This window comes from Candidatus Leptovillus gracilis (genome assembly GCA_016716065.1).
GTDB lineage: Bacteria > Chloroflexota > Anaerolineae > Promineifilales > Promineifilaceae > Leptovillus > Leptovillus gracilis.
In genome coordinates this window covers 931,980-946,057 of record JADJXA010000001.1, presented here as the reverse complement: position 1 = coordinate 946,057, position 14,078 = coordinate 931,980, and the positions used below count along the sequence as shown (strand labels likewise).

At 58.4% G+C, this 14,078-nt stretch carries 7 protein-coding genes and 1 pseudogene; 3 read left to right on the top strand and 5 right to left on the bottom strand.

Features of this window, described 5'->3' with window-relative positions; all coding sequences use genetic code 11:
- Nucleotides 1–33: 33 nt before the first annotated feature.
- Together IPM39_04020 and folE are read right to left on the bottom strand one after the other, a co-directional pair.
- On the bottom strand, nucleotides 34–4,737 hold the full coding sequence (locus tag IPM39_04020) for an LLM class flavin-dependent oxidoreductase (protein ID MBK8985238.1): 4,704 nt from the start codon (nucleotides 4,735–4,737) through the stop codon (nucleotides 34–36).
- Between the two features lie 177 nt (nucleotides 4,738–4,914).
- Nucleotides 4,915–5,474: pseudogene (gene folE / locus IPM39_04015) on the bottom strand (GTP cyclohydrolase I FolE).
- 255 nt (nucleotides 5,475–5,729) lie between these two features.
- Between folE and IPM39_04010 the strand changes: the two are divergent.
- Nucleotides 5,730–7,016, top strand: coding sequence for a citrate synthase (locus tag IPM39_04010; GenBank protein MBK8985237.1), 1,287 nt, complete (start codon nucleotides 5,730–5,732; stop codon nucleotides 7,014–7,016).
- 214 nt (nucleotides 7,017–7,230) lie between these two features.
- On the opposite strand, the gene IPM39_04005 is transcribed toward IPM39_04010, so the two are convergent.
- Together IPM39_04005 and IPM39_04000 are read right to left on the bottom strand one after the other, a co-directional pair.
- Nucleotides 7,231–8,004, bottom strand: a complete 774-nt coding sequence (locus IPM39_04005; GenBank protein MBK8985236.1) for a hypothetical protein — start codon at nucleotides 8,002–8,004, stop codon at nucleotides 7,231–7,233.
- Nucleotides 8,001–8,843, bottom strand: coding sequence for a hypothetical protein (locus IPM39_04000; protein ID MBK8985235.1), 843 nt, complete (start codon nucleotides 8,841–8,843; stop codon nucleotides 8,001–8,003). Before IPM39_04000 ends, IPM39_04005 begins: the two co-directional genes overlap by 4 nt.
- 81 nt (nucleotides 8,844–8,924) lie before the next feature.
- Between IPM39_04000 and IPM39_03995 the strand changes: the two genes are divergently transcribed.
- On the top strand, nucleotides 8,925–10,184 hold the full coding sequence (locus tag IPM39_03995) for a hypothetical protein (GenBank protein ID MBK8985234.1): 1,260 nt from the start codon (nucleotides 8,925–8,927) through the stop codon (nucleotides 10,182–10,184).
- A gap of 86 nt (nucleotides 10,185–10,270) precedes the next feature.
- On the top strand, nucleotides 10,271–10,744 hold the full coding sequence (locus IPM39_03990; protein MBK8985233.1) for a DUF1232 domain-containing protein: 474 nt from the start codon (nucleotides 10,271–10,273) through the stop codon (nucleotides 10,742–10,744).
- A 150-nt stretch (nucleotides 10,745–10,894) separates the two neighbouring features.
- On the opposite strand, the gene IPM39_03985 is transcribed toward IPM39_03990, so the two are convergent.
- On the bottom strand, nucleotides 10,895–13,363 hold the full coding sequence (locus tag IPM39_03985) for a penicillin acylase family protein (GenBank protein ID MBK8985232.1): 2,469 nt from the start codon (nucleotides 13,361–13,363) through the stop codon (nucleotides 10,895–10,897).
- Between the last annotated feature and the right edge of the window lie 715 nt (nucleotides 13,364–14,078).

Here is a 14,078-nt window from a genome sequence, read left to right as displayed (position 1 = left end):
CTGTGCGCCTGTGTCTCGCTGAGGCATAATGAATTAGCGACGTTGGCCGCGCTGCAGGCGACCTTGCAGGGCTTCACGGCGGGCGGCGGCGCGATCGGAACCGGCAGTAACGGCCGTTGCCGTCCCATTGCTCTGTCCATTGCTCTGCCCATCCAAAAACTCTACCAGTGCGCGAATCGTCGGGAAGCGGAACAGGTCGGTAATTGCCAGCGGCTTTGCCACCAGTCCCTTTAACTCCCGGTGGACTTGCACCGTCAGCAGCGAATGGCCGCCCAGGTCGAAGAAATTGTCGTTCAGGCCCACCTGCGGCACGTTGAGGACCTGCCGCCAGATGGCGGCGATTTGCTCTTCCAGTTGGCTGGTGGGGGGCACGTAGGCCACCTGGGGCATGGCGCGGCTCTGGTCTGGGGCGGGCAGGGCTTTGCGGTCTACCTTTTTGTTGGGCGTCAGGGGGAAGGCGTCCATGACGACGTAATGGGCCGGGACCATGAACTCTGGCAGGTCGGCTTTGAGGGCGGCTTTCAGGCTGTCGTCGCTGGCCGAACGGCCGGGCAGCAGGGTGATGTAGGCCACCAGGCGCACATCGCCGGGCACATCCTCCCGCGCCACAACGACGGCTTCGTTGACGGCTTCGTGGCGATTGAGCAGCGCTTCAATTTCGCCCAACTCGATGCGGTAGCCGCGCATCTTCACCTGAAAATCGGCGCGGCCGAGGAATTCGACGCAGCCGTCCGGGCGGTAGCGGGCCAGGTCGCCGGTGTAGTACATGCGCTCGCCGGGCCGGAATGGGTTGGCGACGAAGCGTTCGGCCGTCAGTTCTGGTCGGTTCAGGTAGCCACGCACCACGCCAGCGCCGCCGATAAACAGGCTGCCGGCGACGCCGACGGGCACGGGTTGGTTGTGGCTGTTGAGGATGTAGAGTTGGGTGTTGGCGATGGGCGTGCCGATGGGCACGGCCGTTTCGCCGCCGGCCAGTTGGTAGGTGGAAGACCAGACAGTTGTTTCCGTGGGGCCGTACATGTTGACGACCACGCCGGGGACGATCTGCTGAAGCTGCTGCGCCAGGGCGGCCGGCAGCGCTTCGCCGCCGACCATCATCGCCTGGAGCGCGCCGAAAGTGGGTACGGCCGTAAGCTCATCTAGCAGCAGCATCCGGGCCATCGAAGGGGTGCATTGGAAATGCGTCACCTGGTGCTGCCGCGCCAGGGCGGCAATAGAATAATCGGCGTCGGCGGTGGGCGCGGCCTGGTTCTTCACCTGGTTCAGTAGGGGTAGATTTTGCAGCACCAGCGCCGACGGCACGCCAAAATCAATCTGGCAGGCGATTTCATCCACGTTGATTTGTTTGAGCCGGTTCACCAGGGGCATCACCGACTCGGTTGTGCCGAACAAGCCGCTGGTCTCGAAGTAGCGGTTGAAGGCAAACTCCAGCAGGGCATCGGTCTCTTCGGCCGTTAACTCTTCGGTCTCGAAGATTTCTTTGGGGCTTTTGCCGGTCGTCTCCGCTTTTTGTTTGAAGGTGGGGAAATGCCAGGCGGCTTCTTTCACCAAGTCTACGGCGCTGCGCAGATATTCCTTCATCGGCTGGCGCACGGTGTCGCGCACCATCTCCAGGTTGTCGCCAATGAAGGTGTGCAGCATGAGGCTGACGTGGCCTTCGCCGGGATGACCGGCGTCGCGCCACGCCTGGCGGTAAACCTCCAGCTTTTCGCCAAGCTGTTCCACCGTCTGGCCCAACAGGTGGGTGAGCAGGTGGAAGCCACCGGCCCCGGCCATGCGGAAGGTTTCCGGGTTGCCAGCGGCCGTAATCCAGATGGGCAGTTCTTCCTGAATAGGGCGGGGCAGGGTGCGGATGTGGACATCTTCACCTCTGGGACCGGGGAAGGCCACCGTTTCGCCGCGCCACAGCCGCCGCACAACTTCGATGTTTTCAAAGAGCAGTTCTTTGCGCCGGGCGTAATTTTGCGGCAGCAGGGTGAAATCGTTGGGCTGCCAACCGGCGGCGAAGGCGATGCCGACGCGCCCTTTGGAGATGTTGTCTACCAGAGACCATTCTTCGACGACGCGGGCGGGGTGGTGCAGGGGCAGCACGCAGCTTCCGGCGCGAATCTGGATGCGTTGGGTGATGGCGGCGATGGCTGCGCTGGCGACGGCCGGATTGGGGTACAGGCCGCCAAAGGCGTGGAAATGGCGCTCTGGCGTCCAGATGGCCGCGAAGCCATGTTGGTCGCCGTATCTGGCCCCTTCGAGCAGCAGGTGGTATTTGTCGGCCACGCCTTCTTCGCTTTCGTCGCTGGCGAAGTAGAAGAGGCTGAAGTCCAGCGGTTTGTGGGCGGTGCTGGCGGTGACGGCCGTTTCTGCCTCCCGTTTGTAGCCATCAAAAATAACCACCTTGAAGCCCCGCGAGAGGGTCCAGAATAACTCCAGCACGGAGATGTCGAAGGAAAGGCTGGTGACGGCCAGCCAGATCCCCGGCGGGTTGTGGGGGATGCGCTGGTCCATGCCGACGAAGAAGTTGACGGCATTGCCATGCTGCACCATCACCCCTTTGGGCTTGCCGGTGGAGCCGGAGGTGTAGATGAGGTAGCTGAGGTTGGCCGGGGTGACGCCGCTGTGGACTTTTGCGGCGCTGTAGGCGGCGATGGTCGGCCAGTCGGCGTCCAGGCGAACGACGGTGGCGTTGGCGGTGGGCAGGTCGGCCTGGGTGCGTTCCTGGGCGAGCAGGACGGTGACGGCGGCGTCTTCGGCCATGAAAGCCAGGCGCTCCTGCGGGTAGTCGGGGTCCAGGGGCAGGTATGCGCCGCCGGCTTTGTGGATGCCCAGCAGGGCGACCATCAATTCAATGGAGCGTTCCATGAGGACGCCAACAACCACGTCTGGGCCAACGCCGAGGGTGCGCAGGTAATGGGCCAATTGGTTGCTGCGCCGGTCCAGTTCGCCGTAGGTTATTTGCTGGTTTTGGTGGGCCAGGGCGATGGCGTCTGGGCGTTGGGCGGCCTGCGCTTCGATGAGTGTGTGGATGCAGGCGGCCTGGTCATAGGGGGCGTCGGTGGCGTTCCAATCGTGGATGAGCTGTTGGTATTCGGTCGGAGTGAGCAGGGAGGTTTGCGCCAGCGATTGGCCGGGGGTGGCGGCCAAGTTGTCCAGGAAGGCGTGGAATTGGGACTGCATGGCACTGATGGCGGTGGCGGTGTAAACGGCCGTATCATACACCCAGGCCATCTCTCCAGCCGCGCCGATAAAGAGGCTGAGTTCGCTGCCGGGTTGGGGTTGGGCGACGGCCGTGTCGTCTACCTGCGCCACGCTGACGGGCAGCAGCGCCTTGCCCGCTTTGGACTGGCTGGCTTTTAGCTGCGGGTAGCGCCCGAACACGTCCCAGGCAAAGGTGTGGCGTTTGGCGCGCAGGTCGTCCAGGTCGCGCTGCCAGGCGGCCAGGGTGTCTGTGGCCGGGGCGTGGGGGTCCAGCCGCGCCGCGAAGGGGAGTTCGGCGGCGAAGTAGGCGGGCCAGGGGGCTGTTTTTTGCGCCAGGGCGGGGTAGCTGACGGCCACGTCGAAGGCGACGGCGTCGCTGAGGCGGGCCAGGTAGGCGATGAAGGTGGTGGTGAGGGCATCGGCGGGGGTGGCCTGGAGGTGGGCGGCGATGGACTGGACGGCCGTTGGCGGGTTCATTTGCTGGCGGGCGTAACGACCGCTGCTGATTTCGGCGTGGTTGGCGTAGGGGATTTCTACGGCGGCGAGCTGCGCCAGGCGTTTGACCCAGAAGCCCTCCTGCCGGGCGGTCTGGTCGGTGACGGCCGTCAATTGCTCCTGCTGTTTGGCGGACAAAACAGGCAGGATGCTGCCCACCGACAGGCCCAACGTTTGCACATCTACTTCGGCGCCGTCGAGACCGCGCAGGCGGGTAAACTGCACCGGTTGGGTGGCGGTGGCCACGGTGAGGCTGTCGGCGCTGAGGGTGATGATCTGGCCGGGGACGGCGGCTGCGCCATTGTTGAGGATGGTGATTTCAGCGGCGTAATAGACCGTTTCGCCGAGGCGCAGTTTGGGCAGAATGAGGGGGTTTTCGTATGCGCCAAAGTCCAGCGCCCGCACCAGGGCGGCGATTTCGGCGGCGGGTTGGGTCCAATGGAGGGTGGCGGCGGCCGACGGCCGTTGGTATTTGCCGAAGTAGGTTTTTTCGGCCAGGTTTTGTATTTGCGGTTGTAGGCTGTTGTTTTCGATGTCAGCGACCAGGACGGGGAAGGATTCGATGCCCGCTTCGTAGGTTTTCATGTTGAGCGAGAAGGCGGTGTCGGTTTCGCTGACGTCTACCAGGCGTTGGCGCAGAATCTGGCCTTCGTCTACGACGGCCGTCATGGTGTGCCAGGTGATGCCATGCTGTTTTTCCTGATGCAACAGCGCCCAGGAGGTGGCGTACAGCCCGGCGTATTTGGGCAGGGGGCCATCGTGGAAGTTGATGCTGCCCAGGCGTGGCAGGGCCAGCAAGTCGGCGGGCAAGACAGCCAGGTTGGTGATGCTGAAGAGGTAATCGAAGGGAGGACGCTGCTGCAATTCGGCGGTCAGGTTTTTGTTGAGGGTGAATGTGGGGATGTTTTGGGCCTGCGCCCATTGCAGAAGGGGAACGGCCGTGGTGACGATGCCCTCTATCTGATGCCCGCGCTGCTGCAAAATCTCGGCGCACTGGATCAACAGGGACTCAGCGCCGATCAGATAGCAGTTGAATTTCAAGTTTGTCATGGCACATACCTTTACCTGGAGCTGCTGCTGCAAGTGGAAAAAAGATAGATTTGTCTCACATGGGAGCTGTGTCAGGGCTGAAAATTAATTCCCCAACATTAAGAAAATACTCATAACTGCTTACAAGTAGGCTTAATGCCCACAGATGTGCTGTGGGCAAGGGGATGGACGGATGGATTACGGCCGTTGCAGCAAGGCCAAAAACTCCTGGCGTGTCGCCGGATTGCTTTAAAAGAGCCTAGCATGGCGCTGGTCACTAACCGCGACTCTTCTTTTTTAACGCCGCGCATCATGGCGCATAAGTGCGCGCCTTCGACGACAACGCCCACGCCTTGCGGCGACAGAACATCGGCCAATGTTTGGGCGATCTGCTGTGTCATCCGTTCCTGCACTTGCAAGCGCCGGGCAAACATCTCCACGATACGCGGAATTTTAGACAGGCCGATAATTTTTTCCTGAGGTACATAAGCCACGTGGACGCGGCCAAAAAAAGGCAGCAGATGGTGTTCGCACATGCTAAAAAATTCCACGTCGCGCACCAGAATCATCTGGTCGTAAGTTACCTCCATCACCGATTCAGCCATTAGCTCGACCGGATCGATCTGGTAGCCGGCCAGGATTTCAGCGTACATGTCGGCAACGCGAGCAGGGGTGCGGCGCAAGCCTGCCCTTTCGGGTGTTTCTCCCACAGCTTCCAGTAAAGCGCGGACGGCTTCCTCAACCTTGTTTTGAATCATTGTTCACTCCGTCGTTCAGTTAAAAGGGGAGGTATTATATCACCACTGCTGCTCTGTTCCCTGTCCGCTCTGTCCTGCCCCTACCAAACACCATGACAAATTGAGAACTGCTGTGTACCTGCTTGAAGAAGGAAAAGGGGGTATAATTACGGCCGTAAATTTCCCATATAGTGCGTCACGTCTGGTCAGAATTGACCCTATTTTATCCCTTAACACCCACATGAACCCTGGGAGCAACCATTGGAGGTAATAAACATGACGAAAGATAGCCTAACTATTGTTGACAATCGCACCGGTCAGAGTTATGAAATTCCCATCACTCATGACACCATCAACGCTATGGATCTGCGGCAGATCAGAATAAAAGCCGATGATTTTGGCATGATGAGTTATGACCCGGCATTTAAAAACACAGCTTCCACCATCAGCACCATCACCTATATAGATGGGGCCAAAGGTATCTTGCGTTATCGAGGGTATCCGATTGAGCAGTTGGCCGAAAAGTCTAATTACCTGGAAGTTGCCTACCTCATCTTGCATGGCGAGCTGCCTACCGAGGCCGCCTACCAGGAGTGGCAGTACGAAATTTTGCATCATACCTTTGTACATGAAAATATCAAACGATTCATGCAGCATTTCCGGTATGATGCGCACCCGATGGGCATGTTTATTGCCACCATCGCTGCCATGTCTACCTTCTATCCCGAAGGGCGGAACGTTGGCGACCCGCACAATCGCCTGATTCAGATTATGCGCCTGATCGCCAAAGTGCCGACGGTGGCCGCTTTTTCTTACCGGCATATGCGTGGTTTGCCCTATATTTACCCTGATAATGATCTGAGTTACTCTGGCAATTTCCTCAGTATGTTGGACAAGATGACGCAGGTGAAGTATGAGCCGAACCCGATTCTGGAGCGGGCGCTGGATGTGCTGTTTATTTTGCATGCCGACCACGAACAGAACTGTGGCACCGCGGCGATGCGCGTCATTGGGTCCAGCCAGACAGACCCGTATACTTCGATGGCCGGGGCGGCCGCTGCGCTGTATGGTCCGCTGCATGGCGGGGCCAACGAAGCAGTTCTGCGAATGCTGCTGGAGATTGGCGATCTGAAAAATGTGCCTGATTTTGTGAAGGGGGTGAAGAACCGCGAGCGTTTGTTGATGGGCTTTGGGCATCGCGTCTATAAGAATTATGACCCGCGGGCCAAGATTATCAAGGAAATTGCGGAACAAGTATTTGATGTGACGGGTAAGAATCCGCTGCTGGACATTGCGTTGGAATTGGAACGGATTGCCCTGGAAGATGAGTATTTTGTGGAACGTAATCTGTATCCGAATGTGGACTTTTATTCGGGCATTATTTACCAGGCGATGCGCTTCCCAATTTCGATGTTCCCGGTGTTGTTTGCCATTCCGCGCACGGTGGGTTGGTTGGCGCAGTGGCAGGAAATGTTGGGCGACAATGAGCAGAAGATTGCCCGGCCGCGCCAGATTTATCTGGGCCACGATACACGAGATTATGTGCCTATGTCGGCGCGGTAAGCGTGTGATTGTTTGGGTTTGAGTATGAAACGGCCGTTACCCGCGTAACGGCCGTTTTGTTTTAAACATAAAAGCTCCGGGTGGGGAGGCCCGGAGCTTTAGGAAGGAGGAAAACGAGTCGAAAAAGCATTTCGCGTTACTTATGAAGAAAGTATAGGTTTTTAAGCCGCCCGTGACAATGGGAAGGAAGGTCTAGGACATCGGTCATGATCGGTTAGTTTTCGTAGCGGGAGTCGTCCAGGCGGCGTTGGCGGGCATCGGCCTCGTCGGCTGGGGGACTGGTTGGGGTGTCTGCCTGGCGCATTGCGTCTAACGAAGCGACCAGGATGTCTGGGTGGACGCGCTGCACCACGCTCCATTTGCCACAGTGGGGGCAGCGGTCGTATTTGCCAACGATGATGTTAAGACCCCACCAATGGCGGGCAAACGGCCGTTTGCACTTCGGGCAGATGGTCCCACCAAAAGCGCCGTTTACGGCGGCCGTTTCTGGATTGGCGCGTTGTCCTCGTTTGGCAATCCACCCGGTCAGCAAACTGCCGCCGACGATCAGCACCAGTACCGGGACGATCATCCATACCATGCCGCGAGTGGCTTCCGCGCCGGTCATGATGTTGCGGGTGATGGTATTGGAGGAAAGTTCCTGGCCGACGGCCGTATAACCAACGGCGCTGAAGGTGTGTACCCCCGGCGGGTAGGCGTCGGTGTGGAACTGATAACGAAACGGCGCGGCATTGGCCTCGGCCATCGGTTCGTCGTCTAGCAGAAAGACCACCCGCTCCAAATCGGCTGGGCCTTCGGCGCGCAAAGAAAAGGTTCCCTGAATGTTGGCCCCAATGCCCGTGCCAAAGTCGCGGCGCAGGTTCAGTTGCAGCGCGCCGTCTGTTTGGGCAAAAGCCGCAGAGACAAAAAACAGAAAATATAACAACAGGAAAGTGATCTGGCGGCGCGACTTGTTTAATGCACTGATATGGGGGGATAGGCGGTTCATTCTTCCTCTTCGCTGTGTTGCAGACGGCCAATCAATTCATCAATTCGATTGCGCCGGTACAGGTAAAGTAGAAAATTGCGGACTTTGGCCTTTTTGTTGTCGCCGCCAATCTGCTCCCAATCAATGCCCAACAGGGCGGCCATCTCGCGTAATTCGCTGAGCGTGTAGTTGGCTAATAGGTAGTAACGCAGGATGGTTGGCGGTGAGGCGACGCTGATTTTTTCTGGCCGGGGCAGCAAATCGGGCGAGATGGGGGTGAGGATGCGCTCGACGGCCAGGGTTAGGGCGCTGTTTTGCCCATTTTGCTGCGCCACGTCCATGACGTTGACGATCAGTTGGTTGACTGGCTGGTCCAGGGCGGCAACGTCGTTTTCATGGATGCCCAGGTCGAACATCAGGTCGCGCACGTCTTCGTGGCTGAAGCGAGTGCGGATTTCGTTGTACAACATCTGGCGGTCGAAAATGGCGTCCTGGTCGGTGGGCATTTCTGGCAGCGGCGGCGGGGGGAGAGCGGCCGTTGTCATGGTTCCGGCTGGCATAGGCGGCAGTGGCGTGTGAGTTGGCGCGGCGGCGGGCACGGCCGCAGCTTCGCGCACCGGATGCAGCACACCCCAGGTCCAAACCGCCATACCACCTACCAAAACACCGGCGATCAGGTAAAAGAAGAAGCCAAACTCGTCCAGCATTTCGGCGCGGTTGAAGGTGCTGAGAAAGGTGTCTAACAGCACGGCCGTTGTCACCGTCAACAAACCAATGCCGCCCGTCAGACTGGGGCGTCTGAGAAACATCAACAGAAAAACGATTACAATCAGGAGTTCAACGGCTAAAATGATTGTCATGGGGCTGATTTTAGCACTCGTGGGTAAGGGTGCAAACTGCAACAGGTGGCAGGCGGTTGGTGGCGATGGTATGATTTTGCCATGGATAAACGACAATGGTTGATGGGCATGGCCTGGCTGATGGTCTGGCTTTTGGCGGCGTGTGGCGGCGAAACGGCCGTACCCACCCTGGCTGCCGCTGCCGCTGCGCCGCAGATGACGGCCGTCGCTAATTTGCCGCTCACCTACACACCGGAAGGGGGAACGGCCGTTACCCACGTGCAATCCCCAGACGCATTGACCACCCTGAGACCCAGTCTCACGCCTACCCCGCCGCCTATCTTGCCCACCAGTTCCCCCTTTGCCTCGCGCACCGCCACGCCGACAGCCACCCCGGAAGCCTCCGTGACGCCGACGCGCTACGTCAGCCTCATCCCCAATTTGCCGCCCAGCAACCAACTGGGACCCAGCAAACTCGGCATCCACGTCGTGCGCAATAACGATCCGGGCATCCTGGAATTTGTGCGCCGCGGCCAACCGGCCGTTGTCAAAGGCGTAGACGACCTGGGCTTTCTGCAAGAAGTGAAGGCTGTCTCGCCCCGCACCATCACCATCGGCCGCCTCAGCGCCCGCGACCAGACTTACGCCGGTGTGCCTGAAGAAACCGCCCGCGATTTTGTCGCCTATCAGTTGGCGCAATACCTGGCCAATCCCTACGTGGATTATTGGGAAGGCTGGAATGAACCAGACCCTAATCTTGATAATATGGCCTGGTATGCTCGCTTCGAGCAGGAACGGATCCGGCTGTTGGCTTCCCACGGACTAAAAGCAGCCATAGGTGGCTTTGCCACTGGCGTGCCGGAAATGGACGAGTTTGAACTGTTTGTGCCGGCCATCGCCACCGCGAAAGAGCATGGCGGCATTTTATCGCTGCATGAATATGGCGCGCCGGAAATGACCTACCTCTATGGCAGTCCGCTGCCTGGTTATCCCGCCTACGCCGATCGCGGTTCGTTGACGTTTCGTTATCGCTGGTATTACCGGGAAATTTTGGAACCGGCCGGATTGGTTATTCCCCTGGTCATTTCTGAGGCGGGCATTGATGGTATCATTGGCAATCGCCCTGGTCCCAGCGGCCTGGGCTGGGCTGATTTTAGCGAGTATTGGGTGCAGCAGGGCTGGGCGGCTACGGGGGAAGAGGCATTTGTGAAGCAGCTAAATTGGTACGACAACGGCGTGCGCCAGGACGGCTATGTTATTGGGTTTACGGTGTTTACGGCCGGGGCCATCGGCCAATGGCAGCCTTACGACATCGGCCCCATCTTGTCGCAGTTGGCCGATTATGTTGTCGGCCAGCGGTAAGCTGGCCGCGTTGGCGATTTTCTGAAGGTCTGCCTCAACGCGGCAACCTTTTGCTGCAATCTGCGTAATAAGGAGTGATGGATAAAATGAGTCAAAATAAAAAGGAAGAACAAGACATGGAATCAGCTCTGACAACGCAGCCCAAAGACCCGGGTTTTTGGCGTGAAGTGTGGCAGCAAATGCGCCTGGTCATGCGGCTGCTGCGTGATCCGGAAGTGCCGTTTTATCTGAAATTTGTCCCCTTCTTGGGGCTGTTGTATTTGATATTTCCCTTTGATTTTATCACCGACTTTGCGCCGATTATCGGCCAGTTGGATGACATTACGGCGATGATTGTCGGCGCGAAGGTATTTATTGAGCTGGCTCCGCCGGCCGCGGTGGCCCGCCATTTGCATGATATTCGGGCGGCTGATGGGTATGAGACGGTGGTGGAGGGGCAGGTGCTGCCCCTGGATCAGGTTGAGGACATCGAAGAAGCGATCATCCTGAATCCTGATGCTTATCATCTGGTGGAAAAAGAGCCAGAAAATCTCGTCGAAGACGACGAAGACGTGCTGTAAAGTCTGGCAGCGTGGGCATCTCGCCCGCTCTTTGCCAAAACGGGGCGATGACGCTGTTCACCAGCGTCATCGCCCCGTTTTGCTTTTTACCGTTTATGCGACATGCTTTACCCGACGGATAACGGATAACGGATAACGGATAACGATTCTTTATGGGGACGGCCGTAATACCAGAAGATCGGTTACGGCCGTTTCCACTTCCGCCCGCGCAAACACCATGGGGTGATACTGCCCGGCCAACCACAACGGCATCTGGTCATCATAATGGGCGTTAAACGGGTGGCCGCTCTGCCCGGTCGGAATGACCGATTGATTGTTGGCAAAATTGCTCATGTCAATAATCATGCGCATGGAAGGATGGGAGCGCACGATGGCTGGCGTGCTGCGCGACCAATTGTTGGCGTTTACCAGGTCCAGGCCGCCAGCCACCGGGAACGGCCCCCGGTTCAAGATCGCTTCCACCGGGGCAATGCCGCTGGCCCCCAACACGCCATCGGCAAAAGTGATGGTGTGAATCTTGCCCCAGGTCCAATCATTCATGCTGCCGCCCACATTGGCCGCCAGCCAATCCACCGCGTCTTCGACCGACTGCCGCAGAATAATCTCGGCCGTCTCTGTTTCCGGAGTGTTGACATTGTCCCAGAAAGCGGAATCCAAATCATCGGCCAGTTGGAACATGAAGATGTCGCGGCCAGTGATGGTGAACACATTGTCTTCGCCCACTTCGTCGGCCAGCAGATTGAGTTGGAGTTGGGTGTAGAAAATCTCAAATAGGGTGGCCGGCACACTGTCTACCGTTTCTTGCAAATCCCAGCCGCGCAGCCGCTCCAGGGCGGCCTGGGCCTGGGCGTTGTCGCTGGATAGACCTTGCAGCAGGGGGACAAAGGCTTCGGCGGGCAGCGAACGGCCGTCGAAATGAATCGTGGCAAAATCGGCGGCGCTGATCTTGCCGCCATTGGCGATTTTAGCCTGGATCATCTGCTCAATGCGCAGTCCCCGGTCGCCATCAGCCCAGTCGAAGTTCAGGAAATGGGGGTATTCTTCGTCTACCACCGCGTGGTTGGCAGTGACAATGTAACCCTGGGACGGGTTGAAAAGCGCCGGTAGTTCGTCGTAGGGGATAAAGCCTTCCCACTCGTGTTCGCCGGTCCAGCCGGGCACGGGCGTCAGGCCATTGCTGTTGGCGCGGATGGGGATGAGGCTGGGGGCCTGATAGGCGATGTTGCCATCTACGTCGGCGTAAATGAAGTTTTGTGAGGGGATGTCCCAATAGCGCAGGGCCTCGCGGAATTCTTCGTAATTTTGCGCCTGGTTGATCAGGGTGACGGATTGCAGGATGCGCGACGGCTCCTGGGCGGTCCAGCGCAGGGCCAGGGGGTCGGTCAGGTCGTCCACCACGTCGTTGATGATGGGGCCGTGCCGGGTGATGCGCACTGTCAGGGGCACGTCTGCGCCGCCGTTGACTTTGATGATTTCTTCGATGACCTCCATTTCTTGCCATTCGCCCATATATTCGTATTGGTTGGCGCTGCTGGGATTGAGCTTTTCGATGTAGAGGTCTTGCACATCGGGGCCGACGTTGGTGACGCCCCAGGCGATGCGGTCATTGTGGCCGACGATAACGCCGGGCACACCGGCGAAGGAGAAGCCGCGCACGTCCCAACCGGGTGCGTGCAGGCCCACTTCATACCAGATGGAGGGCATTTGCACGCTCAGGTGGGGATCGTTTGCCAGCAAGGGCAGGCCGGTGGTGGTGTGGTCGCCGCCAACGACCCAGTTGTTGCTGCCGAGACCCTCGCCGCCGCCCAGAGCGAAGCCGTTGGCCGGCGCCTGGCCGATGATGCTGGTGTTGACGCGCTGCCAGTTGACGCGGGTGGGGGGAACGGCCGTTTCCCCCAGCGCCAACTTATTCACCTGATCGGCGGTGGGGGCGATGACCGGGCGCGTGGCGTAAGGGTAGCCGGGCAGCACCGTGGCGGTCATCGCCTCGCCTAATTCTTGATAAAGCTGGGCGCGGGTAATCTCGTTGCGCCAGTTGCCGCCCAGGTCCCAAGACATCACCACGCCCCAGGCCACTGTGTCCACCGGCTCCCATGGCTCGATCTCCCACGGGTCGAACACCAGGCCGAGGATGTCGAATTGCAAGCCGAGGCTGTCGCCGTTGTTCTGGATGTAGGCATTGACCCCGGCGCTGTAGGCGTCCATGATGCGCATATAATCGGGCGCATTTTTCTCGTAATAATCAATATATGATTGCGCGATGCGATTAAAGCCCACGGTGCGGATGAATTTGTCTTGTTCGACGGCCGATTCTCCGGCGATTTCGGCGATGCGTCCCTGGCCGATGTGCCGCCAGAATTCCATTTGCCAGAAGCGGTCTTGGGCGTGGACGTAGCCCTGGGCGAAGAACAAATCCTCTTCATTTTGGGCGTAGATATGGGGCACGCCAAAGTTGTCGCGGTAGATTTCTACCTGTTCCTTCAGGCCGGGTAGAGTGACAAAGCCGTCGGTCTGGGGAAACGGCCGTCGGGCCATCACCCCGCCGCTCACAGAGATAATTACAAGCAGCAGCAGCAAGACGCCGACAATGATCAAGCCAATACGGGTAAAGCGTTTCATTTTCTCTCCTTCAACAAAGTATGGGATGTGGGATCGGCTGCCGACAAGCTGCGACGGTGTCCGGGGGTATTTTGTTTGCCAGTGACCGTTTGTGTAGCCAACAATGATACCCGTTGTGCGCTTTCACTGACAACTGCGATTTGACGGGGGGTGTATTGGCCGTGTTCCGTGTTCTTTGTTCATTGGTCTCGGTTGGTTGGTGGGGAACGGCCGTTCCTCCGCAGTTTACGAAATTGTTTCAGGCGGTGGGCAACGGCCGTTTTACCCAAAAAGTTTGCAGGTGATTTGTAGTTGATTTGTAGGCGGGGTGGAAGAGCTTTGTGCTAGACTGCGTGGTGATTTGGTTTGAACGTTGATTGGTAACTGGCAGGCGGGGTGTGGCTGGAACACAGCCCGTTCACAGCAACCAGCGGAAGATCGCGCTATAGCAGGTGGTGCAGACCTGTGTATCTGCCCTACCTTTGCGCGAACCCAAAGGTTCGCCCTTACATTCGGAGCTACCTGCTGAATTCTCCAAAAAACTATTTTGGGCATGGTTCATTTCAGTTGATCTGTGCTTTACAAATTTTGCAAAGAAGCGTGTCATGCTGAGGTCCTCCGAAGCATCCCGTTCCTCTGGCGTTAGCGGGATGCTTCGCTCCGAAGACTCCGCTCAGCATGACAATGCCGCGTAAATTTGTAAAGAAGATGTTTCGCCCGATGAACCATGCCCTAT

Bases quoted from the DNA above. Each gene is read 5' to 3' on its own strand.
- IPM39_04020 (MBK8985238.1), bottom strand. From the start codon at position 4,737: ATGACAAACTTGAAATTCAACTGCTATCTGATCGGCGCTGAGTCCCTG.
- IPM39_04010 (MBK8985237.1), top strand. From the start codon at position 5,730: ATGACGAAAGATAGCCTAACTATTGTTGACAATCGCACCGGTCAGAGT.
- IPM39_03985 (MBK8985232.1), bottom strand. From the start codon at position 13,363: ATGAAACGCTTTACCCGTATTGGCTTGATCATTGTCGGCGTCTTGCTG.
- IPM39_04005 (MBK8985236.1), bottom strand. From the start codon at position 8,004: ATGAACCGCCTATCCCCCCATATCAGTGCATTAAACAAGTCGCGCCGC.
- IPM39_03995 (MBK8985234.1), top strand. From the start codon at position 8,925: ATGGATAAACGACAATGGTTGATGGGCATGGCCTGGCTGATGGTCTGG.
- IPM39_04000 (MBK8985235.1), bottom strand. From the start codon at position 8,843: ATGACAATCATTTTAGCCGTTGAACTCCTGATTGTAATCGTTTTTCTG.
- IPM39_03990 (MBK8985233.1), top strand. From the start codon at position 10,271: ATGAGTCAAAATAAAAAGGAAGAACAAGACATGGAATCAGCTCTGACA.